1 protein-coding gene is annotated in these 255 nt (G+C 71.0%); it reads right to left on the bottom strand.

Going from position 1 to position 255, the window contains the following annotated elements:
* The coding region (locus NQ034_RS16565) for an IS110 family transposase (protein WP_257050027.1) at positions 1-255 on the bottom strand (255 nt) is incomplete at both ends.

The following is a 255-nucleotide window of genomic DNA, read 5'->3' as shown; positions in this document are numbered from 1 at the left end:
TGCGCAGCCTGTTCATCGGCCAGCACGATGGACCGCAAGGTGTGCGGCATGGTGCGGGCTGCGTCGGCGATGATCGCGGCATCGCGGGCGTCGGTCTTCGCCTGGCCGGGGTGTAGGTCGGCGATCCGGCGCATCGCAAGGCCCGGGATGTAGCCGACGAGGACGCCCATCGCGGCGGCGACCGCGACGGGGAGTGCGCCGATCGTGGCCGGCTGGTCCACCACGACGAGGACCGTTCCATGGCCGGTCATCTTG

This window comes from Brevibacterium moorei (assembly GCF_024580735.1).
Taxonomy (GTDB): Bacteria; Actinomycetota; Actinomycetes; order Actinomycetales; family Brevibacteriaceae; genus Brevibacterium; species Brevibacterium moorei.
This window is presented reverse-complemented; position numbering and strand designations above follow the sequence as displayed.